This is a genomic window from Priestia megaterium (genome assembly GCF_046599315.1).
Taxonomy (GTDB): Bacteria; Bacillota; Bacilli; order Bacillales; family Bacillaceae_H; genus Priestia; species Priestia megaterium_F.
The window spans coordinates 61,382-80,603 of record NZ_JBKIKC010000006.1 but is presented as its reverse complement, the minus strand read 5'-3'; the positions used below and the strand labels follow the sequence as shown (position 1 = coordinate 80,603).

Here is a 19,222-nt window from a genome sequence, read left to right as displayed (position 1 = left end):
CATAATGTTTATTCTCCTCCAGCTTCTTCAACTTGAAACAGAGACAATTTGTTTAGAAGTAGAAGTCAGATTATTATTTGCCAAGTTTAGTAGCGCTTGTCTTAAAGTTTCTTGATCTAGATTCTCATACGTTGCAATGATTTCATTGATTTCTTCTAAATACAGTTCTGCTGTTTTTCCAACATAGATCTTTGGATATACTTGCTGCTCATGAATTTCATCTTCTTTCAACAATTCTTCAAACAGCTTTTCGCCTGGTCTCATACCTGTAAATTCCAAGCCAATTTCTTCAATTGAATTTCCAGATAGCTTTATTAAATTTTTAGCAAGATCTACTATTTTTACTGGTTCTCCCATATCTAAAACAAAGATTTCTCCGCCGCCGGCTAATGCTCCGGCTTGAATCACTAATTTTGATGCTTCTGGAATCGTCATAAAGTAACGAACCATATCCGGGTGTGTGACGGTTACCGGTCCGCCTTTTTCAATTTGTTTTTTAAATAATGGAATGACGCTCCCCCGGCTTCCTAATACGTTACCAAATCGAACAGCAACAAATTTTGTAGCGCTTTGTGCATCCATTCCTTGAATAATCATTTCTGCCAGCCTTTTCGTTGCTCCCATCACACTCGTTGGATTTACTGCTTTATCACTGGAAATCATGACAAAAGTTCCTACGCCATGCCAGCTTGCTGCTTTTGCAACATTCATGGTTCCAATTATATTATTCTTAACAGCTTCTTCTGGATTTCGTTCCATTAGCGGTACATGTTTATGAGCTGCAGCATGATATACAACGTCCGGATTATGTACATTCATCACCGACATCATTCTCTTAGTATCCTGTAAATCGGCAATCTCGGTTGTAAATTCGATACGTGTCTCTGTAAACTTATTTTTCAGTTCCATTTCAATGGAGTAAATACTATTTTCACCATGACCGAGCAAAATGAGCTTTTTCGGATTAAACTTTGAGATTTGTCTGGAAATCTCAGAGCCGATTGACCCGCCGGCTCCAGTCACTAAAACTACTTTATTCGTAACATAATCCGATATACTTTCAACATCCATTTCGACAGGGTCTCTTCCTAAAAGATCTTCTACTTGCACATCTCGAAACTGATTCACTGAAACTTTTCCTGTAACGAGATGCTCAAGCATTGGCAAGGTTTGAGTTTTCGCTTTTGTCTTAGCACATTCTTGAAAGATAATGTTTAATTCCTTTTTGCTAAGGGAAGGAATCGAGATGATGATATTTTCAATAGCGAACTTTTTGACAGCTTCCTCTATATTTCCTACTCCACCTAGTACAGGAATGCCTAAAATATCAAGATGATGCTTTTTTACGTCATCATCAATAAAGCCCACTGGGAAAAGATTGCTTCCATTTTTCTTTAAAAGCTGTCTGGCTACCATGGTACCAGCGGATCCAGCGCCAATAATTAACGTTCTTTTTTTATTGCTTGATTTGTTTATAATGGAATCCTGATACATTCTCCACACAAATCGTGACCCGCCCATTAACAACATATGAAGCAGCCACGTCACAACCAGCAGTCTAAAAAATGTTTCTTTAAAAACCAATTGCTGAATGATCGCGGCACAGAGAATAGAATAAGAGACAACTTTAAAAATAATTACTAGCTCTCCAATACTTGCATACTCCCAAGATTTTTTATAAAGTTTGAACCTAATCGAGAAAAAATGATGACTAAGCAAAAATGCAAGTGAACTTACAACGACAGGAAAGGTGATTACGTAAATACTTGCGTCTACAAGAAAACGGCTCATAAAAATGGCCAACATCACAATGCAAGAATCAATTACAATAAATAAAGACAACCTTTGGCGATAAGTCATACACGTTCTCCCTCCTTTAGCTGATGATTTTCTGGTTGTCTAACTCAAGAGCTTTTATCCTTTTTTGAATCGTAGTATCAAACAGTTTTTTAATTTCAATCAGCTGCTCTTTAGACGCATCTTGCTTAATGTACCTTACAGCTTTTTTAGTGGATTTTGGCTGATTATTGAAGGTCTTCATTTTACTTTGCATCTCCTTCACTATAAAAATAATAAAGCCCTTATGTATAAGGTTTTTGTAAAACCATATACATAAAAGCTTTATACAAATTAAGACGGGCATCTAACCCAGCCTCACACCACACTTTCGACGACTTGCGTCTAAGGTATCTTTCAACCCACAGCATGATCGAGTGCCTTCGTTGATAACGGCAAGTAGGCATCACCAAACTATTTTATTAAACAAACCTTTAGAGAATAATATTGTTCTTAATTAAGAACATAGACACAAAAAAATATAGCTTTATTTTTCATTCATAACCACGCCTACTAGTTTAGCTTCGGCAATATCCAGAACTCTTTTTGCTTCCTCTATTTTCTCTATCTTTGTTTTACCTCGCTTCAAAATTAATATCACCCCTTCACAGTATGTTGATAATACTCTCGTTTCAGGAGATGTTAATACAGAAGGCGCGTCAATTAGTATGGTATCATAAAAAGCAGACAATGTAGTCAGCAAGTTTTTCATCTTCTGATTGCCTAATAACTCTACAAAATGAGAAAGAACAGAACCGCTTGTTAAGATGTCTAAATTTTCTATTCTATTTTGATGTACAACTTCTTCAAAACTTTCTTCATCTATCAGTATATCAGTTAATCCACCATTGTTTGGGATATTAAAAATATCTGGAATCGCTGGATCCCTTAGATTTGCATCAATTAATAGAATTCTTTCTTTTTGCTGAGCCATGGAAACAGCTAAGTTAGCTGCCGTAGTTGATTTTCCTTCTCCCGTTTCAGGAGAAGTGATAAGAATAAGCTTGCATGTTTTTTCCTTTGTTAAAAAGTGAAGATTTGCTCTAATCGTACGAAATTGATCAGAAACAATGGAATTAGGGTGGGAATGAGTAAGAAGGATTAGTTTTTTCAACGCTTTTCCTTGAGATTTTTTATTAGCTGCCAACAGTCTCACTCCTTAATTCTACTTCTGTTTCTGTTTTAGTAGATGATTTTAATTTTTGTTTGTTCATATTAGAAATGGTTCCTATTACCGGTACACCTAATATTCGTTCCGCTTCACTGTCTTTTTTAACTTTTCCATCTAAAGAATCCAATAAGAAGGTCAAACCAATGCCTATTACACCCCCTGCAATCAAAGCAATCATGATGATACGGTTTTGGTTTCCATCAACAGGGGAAGCATTCTTTGCTGGTGATAATAACTGTACCCCTTTAATATTTAGGATATTCCCTACTTCCTCTTTAAATACTTTGGCTGTGGTATTAGCAATTTTAATAGCAGTTGATGGGTCTGTACTTGTTGCAGAAAGACTAATCACTTGGGAGCTGTCAATGCTTGCCACTTGCACTTGACCTGCTGTGGCTTCTGCAGACTGCTGTAAATTTAACTGTTTTGTTACTTTTTCCATCACGACCGAATCTTTAACCATCACTAGAAGCGTACTCATTTTCTGAGTATCTACATCTACAATCACTCTTGTGGAAGCTTGATAAAATACTGTATTATTCTGATGACTATAGAAAAGGCCAGCTAGCGTGGTAAGAATAGTAACGATAACTACAATCCAAATACGTCTTTTTATGACTTCATAGTATTCTTTTAAATTAATGTCTTTTCCCTTTGGTTGCTGGAGAAAATTTTTTTGTTCCATTGTACTCATTAGAACCACCTTTACTTTAATGATATTTTCTACATATTGTTGATATCAAAGTTTGAAATTCTTTATAACGAACAAAAAATCAGTAAACTTTATACTTTTTAGTTGTATACATACTAATAGACTTTGATAAGTAAGTTCTATCTCATTTTAATTCTTTATAAAGAACAAGTCAATACTAATCTATTCTTCTTAAAAAAATATCTTAAGTTCTGTTAAATTTGTATTCCCAACCTAAAAAATTTTATACTACTTATTAGTTTTCTATAAAGAACAGTTGAATATCATATTAATTACTAAAACCTACGACTATTTACTATGTATATATTAGAGAGAAGCAAGGGAACAAAGCGTCTAGAAATATACAAGTATTTGTAAATTTCATTTATAAGAAAATATTAAAATTGAACACTTGATCCCTTAACTTCATCTAAAATACTTATTAAATAAATCTCGTTGCTTACTACTAATTAATTAAACCATATGGATTGAAAACAGCCTTATCTCCAATGTTTTTCCACGTAATAATCTTCATTGCTTTCCAAACGACTGTTCCGTCAGAAATTGTATCAACAGTTGGTATCCACATAGGCTCTTTATCACCCGTAGTTCCAGCAGTTATGCACTCGTAATAGAAGCCGTTAGGGGTGTTAGGTAGTACCATATCACCTACTTTAACTGACTTAGAAGACCATGTTGGTACCCCCTTTGTATCAATAACTTTAGTATTAAGATTAGAAGGAAACTCTGGAAAATCACTTGCTGAATAACCGCTATTTTGTGCCTCGTATATTTTAGTTCCTGAATAAATTTTAGTTCCAATAGTAAATGATGTAGACGGACTCCACACCACATTATTTGCTATACCAGCCTTTACGCATATCCACCCCAAACTCTTTCCAGAAGCAGGCGAAGCATTTATAACTATGTTCCCTATATTAAAATATCCGCTATCAGGCTCTTTAATATTTGACACTTCAGGGTCATAATTAGCATATTTATCGCCTATTAGAGGTAAAAATGAGATATTCTTAAGTTTATTGTTAGCAACGATAGAACTATTTACTTTCGTGCTGCTATCGTAGTAGGATGCAATCAGAGTTGTTACGCCTTTATACTCTATATAATTATTTTTTACTATTGCAGAAATAGAGTTAGTAGGATATTTGTTATCAAATATGGCTTTAAAATCACTATTACTTATTGATAAATTACAGTTTTCTAGAGATATAACAGAACCGCCATTAGTTACGTTCGATAACAGATAAAAAAAGTTGATTAATTGTGTTGATTCAATGTTACAATTAGTTAAAGTATAGAAATTATTATTGTTAGATCCATTTATGTTAGTAGGTTTCAATACTGTGTCTTTTAAATCACAATTTTCTAGAATAATAGAATTATAGTTATACTGATTGGTAATATCACAATTAGTAAACTTACACTCATTTAAATTGAGCACCATTCTATCCGTCCTATTAAACTTTATCGTAAGTCCATTAAACTCATTGTTTTTGAATGGTCCAACAGTGTTAATAACAATTTCTGGTTTAACAACATCTTTTGGTTTAGCATAAAAGAGATTATTTTTAATTCTGGTTCCAGTAGGAATTGAGGCACCTGTGACATTTACTAGTCTAACAATATTATTCTCATATTTAGCATCCCCTAAGCTCCCAATAGTATCCACAAAGTAGTTCCCTTCACAAATTACATCGTAAGTAGTATTACTTACATCAAACGAACCTTGTATATAGTTTCCTGCGATATTTACAGCAGCATTTTGATGACCAGAAGCTCCAAATAGGAGAATTCCAGCTCTACGGATGTAATTTGCTTTAAGGTTGGTATATTGTTGATCGTATATAACGACTCCATAAACGTCCATATTGGTAATGACATTTCCATCTATAAGCACTGAGTAGCCGCGTGTAAGAATACCATGAAAACCCCCTGTTATTAAATTATTTTTAATAATGCTGTTATCTCCGTAAGAATCTTCTTGGTTTATAGCATATCTAGTCGTATCATTAAATGCAGGAGCACCATCCAAAAAAGTATTACTGAATTTACCATTGTTTCTTATTCGGTTATTTCTTACGACACAGTAACTGCCGCCCATTGTTATACCGCCTCGGTGTCCATTATAAATTTCATTATATTCAATAACGTTATGACTCGGCACTCCGCCGTAATCGATAAGAATATTAAAATTTTTAGCAGGGTCTGTTTCATTATAGAATTTCAATCTATATTTTGCTGCAGCAGGAGGTATAGATATTGGAAAGTGAACTCTCATATTTCTTAAAACACCTATATAGGTATCGTCCGCTCTGTAGTAAAAAACATCAAATTCCTTTTTATTCAGACTTGTTTGTCTAGAATAACCTTGTCCAGCCATAGAAAAGACTTTAAATGGAAAACCATCCGGTGAGGCAGGTATTGTAATAAGGTTTGTTACAACTGTAGTAGTTGCTGATATAACGGCACCTTTACTATCTATGTCTCCCAATACTGCTCCTGTAGGAGCACTTCTAATTATACCTTGTGAAGTCAGATTTATATTATCACCCATGTATCCGCTAATGTCGCAATGACTAACGGAACAGTAACTGGAACCGTCAGTAAAAGATACTCCATAACTGCCTTCAACTGATTTCTCATTTGGATTAACAAAGCTCCGGTCATATACATCACCTATAATCTTACCATTTATAATATGTGCATGATTTACCCTGCTAAACGTAAAAGATATCCCAGCAAAATTATAGTAATCTGTTCCTGTTCTTATATCGTACGGTGATTTATTATCGGAATCATAAATTACTTTTAAAGTCGACCCATTGAGGTTTAGGGTCATATTACTTGCCATAAAAATTGTTTGAGGATAGCAAATAGCATAATCTCCTTTAGGTAGAACTATTGCAGTAAAGCCATTGACACTTGCGTATTTAATCGCTCTATTAATTCCCAATACGTTTGCATACGCTTTTTCATAGTCTGCATTTTTATAAGGCTTTGAAGGGATATCTTGTGTTATTCCAAATCTTTCAATATCTATCACATAGGTTGATGCTGAACCCGCACTAATCGTTTTTAGTCTCTCTGTGAGATTGGTAGTTTCATCCATAAATACCGCATCAGCAATTGTAACAGGGAAAGCGTCTATCCCTTCACTGTCTATCAGTTTCTTAATCTTTCCATCCATAAACAGCATCCCCTTTTATTAGTTAGCAATAAATGAACCTCCATGCAATACCATAGGTTCGTTATTGCCCATAAGATCAACAATTTTACTATCGGTTACTTGATAAGAGAAATCATAATCTGATACAAGCACCTGTTTACCTTTATCATCTGTTTTGTAAAATTTCACTCTATAAATATTCCCTCTTATAACGGATGTTCCAGCCCTAGAAGCAAATATATTCCATTTGTCTGTTACAAGTGTTTCTCCCGATGTGTCTAATCGAATGACTACTTTTGTATTCTCTGGTATAGTTGCATAATTTCTGTCTGGTTTTAAAACACCATTTACATACATATCACCAAAACCTAGTCGTGCATACTGTGTTCCACTAAATTGAGAGTATAAGTTATAAGAAGGATTTGATTTTAAACTTTCAACAATTATATTCGTCCAGGCATTTTTTGCAGTTGAAAATTTTATGATCAACTCTATAGATGTAAAGCTTATGGGGGGTACTTCTACATAGTCAGTATTAGCTAATTTTGCATATGTAAAATCCCCCAATGTTCTTGTATTGATTAAAGTTCCATATCCTTCAATACCCCGCACATTTTGAGATTTTACAGTAATACTATAATTTGTTGAAGGGGTTAGATTTGTTGCGGTGAAAGTGGTTGCTGTAGTAGTGCCAATTAAGGATGCCCCCGAATATATATTATAATTTTTGACGTCTGCCGATTCACTCGCATTCCATGAAAGCGTTAAACTAGTTCGAGAGGCATCTGTGACTATTAAATTAGTTACGTCATAAGGCATTAGTCGCTTAACAGACTGCAAAGGGAAATCAGCTAAAGTTACACAGCCTGCTGACAATGCTTGATTTTTAAACATGTTACTTGATGCATCATAGATAAGAGCCTGAGCATTTGTTTCTAAAATATCCTGTTGTAGACCTTGTGTATATACTTGAACTAATTTATTATTAACCGTTATTTTCTCATTTATCGTGCTATCTATAATTGTTATTTCAAAATCCGCTGAATCAGAGGTTTGTGTCTTGTCCATATAAAGTTTGATTTTTTCGTTTAATCCGTTTATTCCTTGAAGCATGTCAGTCTTAATATTTGTTATTATCTGATCAACAATTTTTATTTCTGCTCCATTTTCTAAAAGTTTATTACCCTCAGCTGTACCGATATACAATTCACTTGTATCGTTACACAAACCGAATTCACCTTTAGCTAATATAGAAAGATTAGCTTTTGGCCCTCGTCTAATTACAATTTCTAATGACATCAAAACTGCCCTCCATTTAATAAATTCTGCAAATAATTCATTATTATCTGCTTTCTCTACCTCCTCTTACCTAAATTGCTAATTACATAATAATTCTTCTATTTGTGTAAAGGGATTACTTAAATCATACTTCTAAAAGATTTTTTTCAACGGAGCACTGAATACTTAATAATTATATAAATTTTATTTTTAGTAGTCCTTTATACATGATATGCATAATTTTAAAAAGCGCTTGTACAATCACCTATATAGACAAAATTATTAATTTTTCCAGCACATAAAAGTTACTTAATTATTAAAAATTATAGAGAAGCGACTTTCTACACCTCATTACATCTTTTTCGTCTAATCATTATAAAAACGACAAATTGCGACACACTTACGTCTTTTCTTGTAGTAAAATAATCATAATACAAATGATTCAGAAAAGAGCAAACTGTTTGAAAGAGCAGGACGCAAAGCCGCAGGTCTAAGGTCTTGAATTTAAATATAAAAGATTATGATAGCTGGGTTACCTGATAGAGAATAGCTGGAGGTAGAAGAATGCTGAATCAGATTAAAATGGTTACAAAGAGTGAAAAAGAAGAGAAGCTAGATGAAGAATGGATCGAACTTATGCAGGCCGCATATAAAATGGGAATTCCTATTGAAGAAATAAGAAGGTTTATCACTTATAACAAACACAGCTGAAAGTTAAAATGCGGATACGAGGGATTTAATTCAAATAGGAATTAGATTCTTTTTTTTGAGCTGAGAACTATTAAAAGAGTATATTCATTATTAAACTTGTTATACTTTAGTTTTTGACTTTCAAGAAAAAAAGAAAGAGAAAAGCATGTAATAGTACGGGTAGATAAAAAGAAGGAAAGGAGATGAGGTTAAAAGCAGTTGTCTTTTACATCATTGAACTAAACGAAGGGATTATTTTAAATTTACTTAATAATAACTTTCTTTACTACTCATGCAGAACCTTTAGGGGCAGTTATAATCAATCAGTTTCTACTGCCCTTTAAAACAGATGATTTGGGGTTCACTGATTCGAACGCTGCCACTTTTGAAATTCAAGAAACTGTTTGAACTGCTCTTTACTTATACCGGATTCAGCTGCCTCTTTTGCTAAATCTAACCATTCACTATCTATTGCGATTGAGCTATCACTCTCGGAAGAATCATGAATTAATTTATCCACACTGACATGTAAAGAGGTTGAAATCTTATTTAAAAATTGAATAGATGGGTTTAATTGAATATCTCTTTCAACAGAAGAGATATAGGACTTAGCTACTCCCGCACGGTTAGCAAGTTCAGTTAATGATATTCCTTGTTTCTTTCGAAGTTCTCGGATACGTTGACCAATTGTCATATTTATCACCCTTAATAAATGCTTGTAGGGATAATTGTACCACAGTTCTACCCTAAATCCTATCACAAATTTAATTATTGTTGGACTATGAAAACCTGGTTAAATGGATCGAAATAGCCTTATTACGTATTCCAAATAAGATATTAATTATCTGTTTTACAAAAGCAATATGTTAGAGCAATTGTAATTATACAGTGAAATTTTTTTAGTGGGTATAATTATATAGAAGAAGTATCTTTCACCATCCCCATCCCTGCTAAAATAATAAAAGGAAGCGGATTCTATTGGGCTATCCGCCTATAATAGTCTCTCCTGTCTTTCTCTACTGTTCAACAAGATTAACAACATGTTTTGAAACTATATACTCTTAAATATCTGAACGAATGTAAGCTAGATAGACAGTTTATGCAGTAACTAAACTTCTCATTTATTATATTTTTTCTTATGGAATTGGTTTGCATTTAAAAGAAATTCCTTAACTTCTTGTATGCTAACCCCCTGATTTCGAGCTTCTTGCATTAAATGAATCCATTCTAAATCAATAGTACTTTTATCATTCACGCTCATCATTCCAGTCTCCTTCACCATATCTTTGGTAACGCTTTCTGAAAGTGTTTCAAAACAAAAGTCCTTATTTCCCCCTGTTACTTTACAGTATAATGGATATTACTAGAACATTCGACTACTTTTTCCAATAAACTCATTATTTTTTAAATTTTTTGTCTATTATTCTCATAATAAATATTATAAAACTATAAAGGCGTCATAGATCAAGAATTATTCTATACCTTTTCTCTATATGTATGCTGGTAAATTGCCCTTAAGGCCTATCTGCCAGCATGCGACGAAAAGATAGAAATAATCTATTATTTACAAACTATTTACGATAATTAGTTTCCTAATACACGTATTAAAATTGAAATCCATTCTCTAACCGCAATCATTGATGAAGTTACAGAAGAAGAGCTTGCTTATCGTCTCTTCCCTCACATGCGGTCTATTCAAGAGCTGCTGCACTTATACTGCAGACTATCATATTTCTTTAGGCTACTCTGAAGATAAAATGAATAACCTTTACCTGCAGCATCCAGCTTATACAAAGCTTGAACTCAAAATAGCTTTAATAGAGGGATTCAATCAGCTAAAAACAGCCTACTATTCCTTTGATGAACAAAAGCTATTTTCAATACAAACAATCTATTGGGGGATGCACGTATACACACTTTGAATGGCTGCTTGAAATTCAGTCTCACTTATACCACCACCGTGCAGAACTGTATACGCTTCTGACCTGTTACCGCGGAAACGGATTCGAAGTAGTGCTTTTTGAGTGATATAATTTTGGAATATTAAAAAGCAGTGAAGCTACATCTTCACTGCTTTTTCTTACTCTCTATATTAGATAGCCTTTATTTTTGTTTTAGTTGCATAATATGTATCTGCTACTAGCCCTACTGCAAGTCCACTAATCATACCGTATGGCAATACACCCGGTACATTTTGATAGAAAGTGCCGATTAACATCGCAGCTAGTATGCCGAAAAGTACGCCTATGACAATATGCGAACCAAATTTCATCTGTTTTGCGGTATACATTCTTCCTCCTCCTCACTTTTTTTCCATTATATCACAACAGCGCCTTTCTTTTAACGGTAAATGCAAGAAGAACACGAATGTAATAGAATTGTTACCTTATATAACTATTTTAGTATTACTCTTCTAGCGAATAAAATTCCATATGAGGCTTTGCTTCTCGATAATACGTTAAACGGTCTTGGAGCGTACCAGTATGAAATTCAAATTTATGACCGTCTGGGTCCGTAAAATAAATAGATTTTTTGTCTCTATCGTCGCGATTTCTTCCTGGTAATATTGTTACATTATGCTGTTTTAACAGTTCTTTTGCTTCATCAAAGCTTTCCATTGAAAGAGAAAATGCCAAATGAGTATACGAATGCTGAATGTCTGATCTAGGGATATTTTTTTCTTCGTTTAGCGCCAGCCACAATCCATTCAGATTAAAGTAAGCGGTGGATTTTCCTTTCACTAAAAGTTCCGCTCCTAACACTTTCTGATAAAAGGTGATGGATTGTTCTAAATTTGACACAGAAAAGCACATGTGATTAATTCCTTGAATCATCTTTTAACCTCGCTTTCTAGAAAAAAAGTACTTTTTTATATTACATAACTTTCCTTTTAGCATCTATTCTACTAAAAAAGAATGCTTTTTGCCATGTAAAGAGCCACTCCCCAAATCATACATGCAGAAATCTTATTCACCCAAATCATTATTTCCCCATTTGAATCCATTTTTCCTACTGCTTTTCCTGCAAAAGCTAAGGATAAAAACCATATCCATGAAACCGATATCGTCACCAGCGTAAAGACCCATTTTTCCTTCCCGCTGTACAGTAGAGAATTTGTTCCGATTACGCCCATAATATCCATCAGCGCGTGAGGATTTAGTAAAGATACAGAAGCAGCAAATAGAATCTGCGCTTTTACCGTCATTCCTTCCTTTAATGACGTTTTCGAAGGTTCGTTCTTCCATGTTACAAATCCCATATACGCTAAAAAAAGAAGGCCAATTCCAAAAATAAGCGTTTGAAAAAATGAAAAAGCAGCAACTACTACTGAAACTCCCAACACTGCTACCACAATTAAAATCGTATCACAAACAGAAGCCGTCACCACTACGGGAAGCGCCTGTTTGAACGTTCGTTGATTTGCTCCTTGATTAAAAACAAACACATTTTGTACCCCCAAAGGTAAAATCAAGCCAAACGCTAACAACAAAGCATGTATAACCACTGTAAACATGTTACTCTCTCCTTTCTCTTTCATCTTACAATTGACATAACCTGTTGTCTCCATCCAAGTTTTGATTTATAATACCAACCAAATTCCAAAAAGGTGGTATCACATGAACTGGACTCCAGATCCGGCTGATAAAAAGCCAATGCACAAACAAATTCAAGAGTACATGAAAGAGAAAATCACAAATGGAGAGTGGCCTATTGGAACTAAAATCCCTTCGCAGCGCCATTTAGCTGCTGCCTTTTCTGTAAACAGAAGCACGGTGGTGACGGCAACCGACGACTTGATTGCTGAAGGACTGCTCAGTGGAAACAAAGGCGCCGGAACCAAGGTCATTAACAATACGTGGAGCTTATTAGCATCAACTTCTCACATGAACTGGAACTCTTATGTAGAAGCAGGAATATACCAACCAAATTCTCCGACTATCCGCCGTATTAACGAAGCTGAATTTCAACAGGGCATTATTCGTTTAGGAACTGGAGAGTTAGCATCCGACCTGCTTCCTTCTGATCAGCTTTCGGAGCTGTTTAGCGGAATGAAACATAGAAACGTACACTTGGGCTATGAGCATCCAAAAGGCAGCGATGAACTGCGAAAAGAGTTAGCGAAGCATTTAAAAAAACGGGGAATTGAAACGTCTCCTTCATCTATTTTAATTGTATCTGGCTCAATTCAAGCGCTTCAATTAATTTCAATCGGCCTGCTGCCTCCAGGTGCCAATATTTTAGCTGAAAAGCCTTCTTATCTTTATTCTCTACCATTGTTTCAGTCCGCGAACATGAAATTAACGGGCGTGTCATTGGACAAAGAAGGAATTTGTTTATCTTCCTTAAAAGACCAGCATGAAAAAGAAAAAGGCACAGTTTTGTATACGATACCGAACTTTCATAACCCCACCAATGTGACGATGAACGAACAAAGACGTAAAGAACTGCTTCTTCAGTGTGAAATGATGCATTTGCCTATCATTGAAGATGATGCGTACGGAGAGCTTTGGTTTCATTCACCGGCGCCAGTTCCTTATCACAATGGGCAGCTGCTGAAGCTCTTAAGACAGGAATCTATGACAAGCACGTTACCAGCGTACGCCATAAATTAAAAGAAAAATCTCAGCAAACGCAGGCTTTTTTAGAGAAGTATTTGAAAAGTTTCGCTACGTGGGATGCTCCGAACGGAGGTTTTTATTTTTGGCTTACGCTGCATAAGCCTGTTTCGATGCGGAAATTATTTAAGCACTGTCTAGACCAAGGCGTTCTTTTAAATCCAGGCCCATTATATGATCATGAAACGGCACAGCATATCAGAATATCCTTTGCTTATGCGACGCTTGCAGAATTTGAATACGGCATCAAAATAGTAGCAAAAAGCCTTAAGAATCTTTACATGTGATTCTCAAGGCTTTCTTGTGTTAACGGCAGCTTTATCAAAAAAGTGAGCCTATCGTGCTGCTGCTTTGCTCGTATCTCTCCTTGATGCAGCTGAATAATTTGTTTTGCAATGGCCAGTCCTAAACCTGAACCATTCGCGTCCGTTCTTGATTCATCACCTCGATAAAATCGATCAAACAATTTTTCTACCTCAATTTTCTCACTGATGCTAATGCTGTTTGTAAAGGAAATAACTATTGAATCCTTTTGAACTTTCTGATTCACCTCTAATACGGAAGGCTTTTTGCTGTATTTTTTGGCATTTTCGAGCAAGTTTTGAAATACCCTTACCATTTTTTCTACATCAATGACTACATTCCATTCACAAGCAAAGTCAGTGTGAACGTCAATGCCTTCTCTTTTTAAAATCGGCTCATACTCTCCTATTACCTGCTGAAGCAAACGTTTGATATCCACTTCATTTCGTTGAAGCTGAAAATCGGGACTCGTTAATTTTGTATAGTCAAACAATTCTTCTATTAAATCAGTTAAATAATTTGCTTTTGAATCAACAATATATAAATAGCTATCTAATGTTTCATTATCTATATTTTCTCTTTTTTTGATTAAATCGAGATATCCCACAATAGACGTTAATGGCGTACGCAAATCGTGAGACACACTGGATATTAACTCATTTTTTACTTGTTCGATTTCTCGTTCACGATCAAATTTTGCACGAAGCTGCGCAGACATTTTGTTAATATTTTGACTTAATTCAGCTAGCTCATCTTTTCCTCGTACATGGATGGTTGCGCCTAAATCTCCATTTGAGATCTTTTGAACTTGTTCAGAGATTTCTTTAAGATAACGAATATGGGAACGAATAAGTACTAAAAAAACAAAAACAAAGACCACAACGGCGATAAAGAAAAGCCCAAACGCCAATACATTATATGCAGGGATATTCATTTTCTCTTCTTGTATATACGTGCTCAAAACAAGCCTAGCAATTAAAATGAAAATTAAATTGGTAGCCAAAAAACTTATAATGACAGCGAGAAGAAGCTTTACACTTATTCTTCTCATATCCTGTATCCTACGCCCCATATTGTTTTAATATAAATGGGCTTTTTCGGGTCATCCTCAATTTTTTCACGAATCTTTGTGATATGGACCATTACAGTACTATCTGATTTAAACGCATCTTCTTGCCATACGGCTTCATATATTTTCCCCATACTCATCACCGTTCCTTTGTTACGTGCGAGCAGCTCTAAAATATCAAACTCTTTTGGTGTTAAGCGAATCTCTTGATTTCGCACAAAGACGAGGCGGGTACTGCGGTTAATTTCTAAATCGCCAATTTGAATAATTTCACGCTCAGCACGTTCATTGTATTTTTTATAGCGTCTAATCTGTGATTTAACTCGTGCTATGAGCTCGAGAGGATTAAATGGTTTTGTTAAGTAGTCATCTGCGCCTGCTGTTAAACCAGAAATCTTGTCCATATCTTCTGACTTAGCTGACAGCATAATAATGGGCATGTTTTTTTCTTCACGTATTTTAAAAGCAGCATCAATTCCATTCATCTGCGGCATCATAATGTCCAATATGACCTTTTGTATCTTCAGCTAGCCGCCTCAAAGCTCCATCATTAATATCACAAGCAATAACTGAATAGGAGTTTGAAACAGACTCTTTTACAATTTCTTTGCCAATTCCGGAGCCTGCCCCCGTAACGATTATCCATTTTTCTTTCATGTCCACACCTCTTATTTACTTTCTGTTACACACATGTGTTATGTAAATAGTCAGATATCAATTATACCATTATTTTCTATATAAATATCCTTTTCTTGCGCTCTTTTTCATCTTGCTGGACAAATCACGTATAGTTTTTTGTATGAGTGATAACGATAAGACAGTACATTATTTCAAACAAGAAAGAGATGATAAAACGTGGCAAAAGTACTTTATATTACAGCTCATCCTCACGATGAGTCTCAATCATTCAGTATGACAACTGGAAAAGCATTTATCGACGCTTACAAAGAACACAATGCAAGTGACGAAGTTGTACATATTGACCTTTACAAAGAAAATATCCCTCACATTGATGCAGATGTATTTAGCGGCTGGGGTAAACTTCAGTCTGGCTCGGAACTCTCTTCACATGAACAGGAAAAGGTCAATCGCCTTGCAGAATTGAGCGAACAGTTTGTAACAGCAGACAAATATGTCTTTGTAACACCTATGTGGAACTTTTCGTTTCCACCGGTTATGAAAGCTTATTTAGACTCTGTAGCCGTGGCGGGTAAATCGTTCAAGTACACGGCAGAAGGTCCTGTTGGGCTATTAACGGATAAAAAAGCGCTTCATATTCAAGCACGCGGAGGCATTTATTCTGAAGGTCCTGCAGCTGATATGGAAATGGGACATCGTTATATTGGTATTATGATGAATTTCTTCGGAGTACCTTCGTTAGACGGCATCTTTGTGGAAGGGCATAATGCAATGCCCGATAAAGCCCAGGAAATTAAAGAAAAAGGAATAGCAGAAGCAAAAAAACTTGCACAAACCTTTTAGTACAAAGAGGCTTGAACAAACGTATTTTAGTTAAAGGAAGATCCGAACGATGAATCTAGATTCTTGATGAAGAATCCAACTCGTTCGGATTTTTTCATGGTGATGGTGAACATACGTTTCATATATGTAGTAGCTTCTTGCTGTTAATTAAAGAGCAAGGCGAAGGCTCCTATGGAAAGCGAAGTCTTGTCCTTTAATCAACAGCGGTTTAACAAGTGATACCTACTGGCCCATGTATCCAATTTGTTCGTCTATAGATTGGATTGATGTAATTATGCCTCAATCTCTTTTCTACGCAAAAAAGCTTTCTCTTTCCCTTTCAATCCACCTGTCCATTTCCCGATCACTTTTTTCTACAAGTCTGTTAACGAGGATATCATGCCAAATATAATTTTCAAGTAAATTAATGTTGACTGCGTTATTAGTATAGTAAGCCATTTCTTTATGACCATAAATCGTTTCTTGGCTATCAACAGATATAATAAACCAGTTTTGATTCCCAATATTTTCGGTATAACTTGTATGACGGTGTCGGTCAAATTCCTCCATCACTTCACTTTGTTCAAACACAATTCCTTTTAGTGTTACACTCTCTCTTAACTGCAATAAAAGAGGTTTCAACTCATTGTAAATATCAGGCCAAAGGGAGATGACAATTTTATTTTTTGCTTTCAGCATTAGCGACTCACAAAAAGCAAGAATGGCCTTTTCTCCTTTCATCGTCATAACTCGGCTTTCTGCTATAGACTCCGCAGCTTCAAAACGTTTAAGCGTTTCGCTAACGTCTTCATATGTTTCACTCCATTTTTTTTGCAGCGAATGCAAAAAAGCATCGACGGGCAGCGGGGTGTACTCAGTACCATCATTACGCTCTTCTTTTAACACCATGCCCTTTTCCTCAAGCGTTTGTAAAATATCGTATACACGCGCTCTTGGCACACCTGAATGTTTACTAATGCTATAGGCAGTAGAAGATCCTTTTTTGACAAGTGTCACGTATGCTTTTGATTCATACTGATTAAACCCAAGTGACTGAAGCTGCTTAATAATATTCTCCATAGAGAGGACCTCCTTGTTTTTTAAGTTATTTGAAATTTTCTTCATTTACATATTTACAACTGCTTTTTATATAGTTACTATTTAAGTAGTTACTATATATTATGACATGAGGAAGGTGCTTTATGGAAGAATTAAGTTTACAGGTTGTCCTTTTGCTTTTACTATTTGGTTTTTTAGCTGCATTCATTGACTCCGTAGTTGGCGGAGGCGGTTTAATTTCTACACCCGCTCTTTTATTTTTAGGCCTGCCTCCCGCTGCTGCCTTAGCTACAAATAAATTAGCTGGAACGATGGGCGTATTAACGAGTACCATTCGATTTGTCAAATCCGGAAAAGTCGATTTCCGCGTCGTAGGTAAATGGTTTCCTTTTGTATTTATCGGTTCTTTAGGAGGTTCAATCATCGTTCATTTTCTGTCCTCTGCTTTTTTGAAACCGGTTATTTTGATTCTCCTTGTTTTAGTTGCTATTTATACAATCTTCAAAAAAAACTGGGGCACCACGTCTACGTATAAGCCGTTATCTATCAAAAAGCTTATTTTCTTTACCGCACTTATTTTTATTATTGGTTTTTATGATGGATTTTTAGGAGCAGGAACAGGTTCATTTATTTTATTTGCTTTTTTATTTATGGGGTTTGATTTCTTGCAGTCAGCAGGCAGCGCAAAGTTTTTAAATTTCGGCAGTAATTTAGGTGCTTTGCTTGTGTTTTTATATTTTGATTCTGTTGTGTTTTCTTACGGATTAATTATGGGGTTTGCGATGATTGTAGGCTCATTTGTTGGATCAAATGTCGCTTTATCAAAAGGCGTGACGTACGTCCGAACGCTTTTTATCCTTGTTACTTTAAGTCTTATTAGCAAAAATATATTCGATTATGTGAATCAGTATAAATAGATTAATCATTTCTGTAGAACCATAACAATGAACCTATATATCTATTATATTAATAAAACCACCTCTTACTATTTTCTTATTTTTGGGTAAATGTGTTAAAAACACTAAAATTGTTGTATACTGTTCGATGTTTTTTTACACAATTGGAAATAATATACAGATGTGATCATTTTGTTTAAGGAATTTGGGTTTTTATGGTTTATTTTGCTGATTTTTGCACTTATTTTTGTCAAAAATACGTTCTTTTCTTCTTCAGAGAACGCTACTGAAACTCTAGCAACATCGGATGTGCCAAAAGCAGCAGCTACTTTCAAAGAGGGAAACAATCAGCAGGATGGAGTCGTTATTCAAAAATATCGTAAGCAGCTAGATGCAGCGCAGAAAAAAGGCGACGAAAGAGCCGGTAAAGAAATACAAGAAAAAATCTATGAAGATGGCAGACAGGCAGCATTAAAATTTTTACCGCGCAATAAATTTCAAAGAGCTTTTTCTCAGCCTTCTAAAAAAGATGCCGATGACATCTATGACTTTCTAATTGCGCAAGTGGGATTTGGGGGATATGATTCTCTTTATCAAGAAGCAGCTTCTTCTACTGATGAGTTAAATATGAGTGGCGTTCATGCTAAAACTGTTGCTCTTACATGCGCTACGCTAGCACAAAGAGAGCAACTGCTTGTTACAAGTCTTGCCTATGACTTAAGCGGCGTAGGCGTCATTTCTTCCAATACAGCTAAAGATATTGATAAAAAAGCTACTCACATGCTAGGCGTTAGAAAAGAAGGAATAAATGCCGTGATGCAATGATAGTTTTATAAGGCGAAAAGCAGCAGGTAAAAACTGCTGTTTTTTTATTCTAGATAGCCTCCGGCTACTTCACTACTCTAATGGCTGAGTATTCAATCAGTAATAGTTAAAGTTTTCATACAATGATATAATACAGATTA

18 protein-coding genes, 2 pseudogenes and 1 riboswitch are annotated in these 19,222 nt (G+C 35.2%); of the genes and pseudogenes, 5 read left to right on the top strand and 15 right to left on the bottom strand.

Annotated features, from left to right (window positions below; all coding sequences use genetic code 11):
• Positions 1-27: 27 nt before the first annotated feature.
• The 6 genes from ACLHDF_RS18305 to ACLHDF_RS18280 form a co-directional block, all read right to left on the bottom strand.
• Positions 28-1,860, bottom strand: coding sequence for a polysaccharide biosynthesis protein (locus tag ACLHDF_RS18305; protein ID WP_413920126.1), 1,833 nt, complete (start codon positions 1,858-1,860; stop codon positions 28-30).
• 16 nt (positions 1,861-1,876) lie between these two features.
• Positions 1,877-2,041 carry a hypothetical protein gene (locus ACLHDF_RS18300; protein WP_413920125.1) on the bottom strand — a complete coding sequence of 55 codons (165 nt, stop codon included), beginning with the start codon at positions 2,039-2,041 and terminating at the stop codon, positions 1,877-1,879.
• 282 nt (positions 2,042-2,323) lie between these two features.
• Positions 2,324-2,983: a CpsD/CapB family tyrosine-protein kinase gene (locus ACLHDF_RS18295; protein ID WP_413920124.1), complete on the bottom strand. Its 660-nt coding sequence runs from the start codon at positions 2,981-2,983 to the stop codon at positions 2,324-2,326.
• The gene (locus ACLHDF_RS18290; RefSeq protein WP_413920123.1) at positions 2,973-3,701 is read right to left on the bottom strand and encodes a YveK family protein; all 729 of its coding nucleotides are present in this window, start codon (positions 3,699-3,701) and stop codon (positions 2,973-2,975) included. Before ACLHDF_RS18290 ends, ACLHDF_RS18295 begins: the two co-directional genes overlap by 11 nt.
• 463 nt (positions 3,702-4,164) lie before the next feature.
• A complete protein-coding gene (locus ACLHDF_RS18285; RefSeq protein ID WP_413920122.1) occupies positions 4,165-6,906 on the bottom strand; it encodes a hypothetical protein in 2,742 nt (913 codons plus the stop codon).
• Between the two features lie 18 nt (positions 6,907-6,924).
• Positions 6,925-8,184, bottom strand: a complete 1,260-nt coding sequence (locus tag ACLHDF_RS18280; protein WP_413920121.1) for a fibronectin type III domain-containing protein — start codon at positions 8,182-8,184, stop codon at positions 6,925-6,927.
• Between the two features lie 420 nt (positions 8,185-8,604).
• Positions 8,605-8,703: riboswitch (cyclic di-GMP riboswitch) on the top strand.
• 24 nt (positions 8,704-8,727) lie between these two features.
• On the opposite strand from ACLHDF_RS18280, the gene ACLHDF_RS18275 reads away from it, so the two are divergent.
• On the top strand, positions 8,728-8,874 hold the full coding sequence (locus ACLHDF_RS18275; protein ID WP_413920120.1) for an anti-repressor SinI family protein: 147 nt from the start codon (positions 8,728-8,730) through the stop codon (positions 8,872-8,874).
• Between the two features lie 340 nt (positions 8,875-9,214).
• Here the strand turns inward: ACLHDF_RS18275 and ACLHDF_RS18270 are convergent, their stop codons facing one another.
• The 5 genes from ACLHDF_RS18270 to ACLHDF_RS18250 form a co-directional block, all read right to left on the bottom strand.
• On the bottom strand, positions 9,215-9,547 hold the full coding sequence (locus tag ACLHDF_RS18270; protein ID WP_413920119.1) for a helix-turn-helix domain-containing protein: 333 nt from the start codon (positions 9,545-9,547) through the stop codon (positions 9,215-9,217).
• A 423-nt stretch (positions 9,548-9,970) separates the two neighbouring features.
• The gene (locus tag ACLHDF_RS18265) at positions 9,971-10,114 is read right to left on the bottom strand and encodes an anti-repressor SinI family protein (RefSeq protein WP_413920118.1); all 144 of its coding nucleotides are present in this window, start codon (positions 10,112-10,114) and stop codon (positions 9,971-9,973) included.
• A gap of 831 nt (positions 10,115-10,945) precedes the next feature.
• Positions 10,946-11,143, bottom strand: coding sequence for a hypothetical protein (locus ACLHDF_RS18260; protein ID WP_413920117.1), 198 nt, complete (start codon positions 11,141-11,143; stop codon positions 10,946-10,948).
• Positions 11,144-11,258: 115 nt separating this feature from the next.
• Positions 11,259-11,687 (bottom strand): metallothiol transferase FosB, encoded by a 429-nt coding sequence (gene fosB, locus ACLHDF_RS18255; RefSeq protein WP_413920116.1) that lies wholly within the window; start codon positions 11,685-11,687, stop codon positions 11,259-11,261.
• Between the two features lie 71 nt (positions 11,688-11,758).
• On the bottom strand, positions 11,759-12,367 hold the full coding sequence (locus ACLHDF_RS18250) for a LysE/ArgO family amino acid transporter (RefSeq protein WP_413920115.1): 609 nt from the start codon (positions 12,365-12,367) through the stop codon (positions 11,759-11,761).
• A gap of 103 nt (positions 12,368-12,470) precedes the next feature.
• On the opposite strand from ACLHDF_RS18250, the pseudogene ACLHDF_RS18245 reads away from it, so the two are divergent.
• Positions 12,471-13,756, top strand: a pseudogene (locus ACLHDF_RS18245) (PLP-dependent aminotransferase family protein).
• Here the strand turns inward: ACLHDF_RS18245 and ACLHDF_RS18240 are convergent.
• The 3 genes and pseudogenes from ACLHDF_RS18240 to ACLHDF_RS18230 form a co-directional block, all read right to left on the bottom strand.
• Positions 13,747-14,823, bottom strand: a complete 1,077-nt coding sequence (locus ACLHDF_RS18240) for an ATP-binding protein (RefSeq protein ID WP_413920114.1) — start codon at positions 14,821-14,823, stop codon at positions 13,747-13,749. The pseudogene ACLHDF_RS18245 and the gene ACLHDF_RS18240 overlap by 10 nt on opposite strands.
• Positions 14,820-15,365: pseudogene (locus tag ACLHDF_RS18235) on the bottom strand (winged helix-turn-helix domain-containing protein); the annotation flags it as partial. The pseudogene ACLHDF_RS18235 and the gene ACLHDF_RS18240, both read right to left, overlap by 4 nt.
• Positions 15,313-15,498, bottom strand: coding sequence for an SDR family NAD(P)-dependent oxidoreductase (locus ACLHDF_RS18230; protein ID WP_413920113.1), 186 nt, complete (start codon positions 15,496-15,498; stop codon positions 15,313-15,315). The gene ACLHDF_RS18230 and the pseudogene ACLHDF_RS18235, both read right to left, overlap by 53 nt.
• Positions 15,499-15,696: 198 nt before the next feature.
• On the opposite strand from ACLHDF_RS18230, the gene ACLHDF_RS18225 reads away from it, so the two are divergent.
• On the top strand, positions 15,697-16,323 hold the full coding sequence (locus ACLHDF_RS18225; RefSeq protein ID WP_413920112.1) for an FMN-dependent NADH-azoreductase: 627 nt from the start codon (positions 15,697-15,699) through the stop codon (positions 16,321-16,323).
• Between the two features lie 291 nt (positions 16,324-16,614).
• On the opposite strand, the gene ACLHDF_RS18220 is transcribed toward ACLHDF_RS18225, so the two are convergent.
• Positions 16,615-17,382, bottom strand: coding sequence for a TrmB family transcriptional regulator (locus ACLHDF_RS18220; protein WP_413920111.1), 768 nt, complete (start codon positions 17,380-17,382; stop codon positions 16,615-16,617).
• 122 nt (positions 17,383-17,504) lie between these two features.
• On the opposite strand from ACLHDF_RS18220, the gene ACLHDF_RS18215 reads away from it, so the two are divergent.
• Both ACLHDF_RS18215 and ACLHDF_RS18210 read left to right on the top strand, forming a co-directional pair.
• Complete coding sequence (locus ACLHDF_RS18215; protein ID WP_413920110.1) at positions 17,505-18,278, top strand: sulfite exporter TauE/SafE family protein; 774 nt, start codon at positions 17,505-17,507, stop codon at positions 18,276-18,278.
• Between the two features lie 162 nt (positions 18,279-18,440).
• Complete coding sequence (locus tag ACLHDF_RS18210; protein ID WP_413920109.1) at positions 18,441-19,082, top strand: hypothetical protein; 642 nt, start codon at positions 18,441-18,443, stop codon at positions 19,080-19,082.
• Positions 19,083-19,222 lie beyond the last annotated feature (140 nt).